We start from the raw sequence: 1,155 nt of genomic DNA on the forward strand, positions 1-1,155 counted from the left end.
CTCCGAGACCTTGAAGTACTCCAGGCCGGGTCGGGACGGGTCGAGGTCGCCCAGGTGCCCCGCGTCACCGTGGCCGAGACCCGTGGTCCACAGGCCGCGGCCGTTGTCGTCGATGGTCGCCGCGCCGTAGACGATCTCGTCCCGACCGTCCTGGTCCACGTCGCCCACGGACAGCGAGTGGTTGCCCTGACCCGCGTACCCGCCGTTGCCGGAGGCGTTCGAGTCGAACGTCCACCGCTTGACCAACTGCCCGTTGCGGAAGTCCCACGCCGCGACCACCGCACGCGTGTAGTAACCACGCGCCATGATCAACGACGGCCGGACGCCGTCCAGGTACGCGGTGCCCGCCAGGAACCGGTCCACCCGGTTGCCGTAATCGTCACCCCAGGAGGAGACATTGCCGCGCGGCGGGTCGTAGTTCACCGTGGACATCGCGGCACCGGTCTCACCGTTGAACACGGTCAGGAACTCCGGACCGGTCAGGATGTAGCCGCCCGAGTTGCGGTGGTCGGCGGAGGCGTTGCCGATCACCGTGCCCCGGCCGTCACGCGTGCCGTCCGCGGTCTTCATCGCGACCTCGGCCCTGCCGTCACCGTCGTAGTCGTACACCTGGAACTGCGTGTAATGCGCCCCCGCCCGGATGTTGCGACCCAGGTCGATCCGCCACAACCGGGTACCGTCGACCCGGTAGGCGTCGATGAACACGTTCCCGGTCACACCCGACTGCGAGTTGTCCTTCGCGTTGTCCGGATCCCACTTCAGCACGAACTCGTAGTCCCCGTCACCGTCCAGATCGCCGACACTGGCATCGTTCGCGACATACCCGCTGCCCGGCGACTGGATCGGCACGTCCCGATACCCCGCGCCGAACGAGAGGGAGGCCGGCGACGCAGGCTGCTCGGTCCCGTTCACCACCGCCCGCACGGTGTAGGACGCGTCCGCCGCCGCACCGCCGTCCAGGTAGTTCGTCGACGCCGTGACAGGCGAGGAGTTCACCTTCGTGCCACCCCGGTACACGTTGAACGACACGTTCTGCGGATCACCGGCCAACAACCGCCAGCTCACCAGGTTGCCACCGCCCGACCGCACACTCACCACACCGCGATCCAACCGCTCCACCTGCTTACGCCCCGTCGGATCCGACGGGCCAGGGCC

At 68.3% G+C, this 1,155-nt stretch carries 1 protein-coding gene; it reads right to left on the reverse strand.

Features of this window, described 5'->3' with window-relative positions; genetic code table 11:
• Positions 1-1,119: rhamnogalacturonan lyase (locus tag FM051_RS49970; protein ID WP_238413276.1), on the reverse strand; the 1,119-nt coding region annotated here is incomplete at its 3' end.
• Between the last annotated feature and the right edge of the window lie 36 nt (positions 1,120-1,155).

The organism is Saccharothrix deserti, from assembly GCF_009769385.1.
Classification (GTDB): domain Bacteria; phylum Actinomycetota; class Actinomycetes; order Mycobacteriales; family Pseudonocardiaceae; genus Actinosynnema; species Actinosynnema deserti.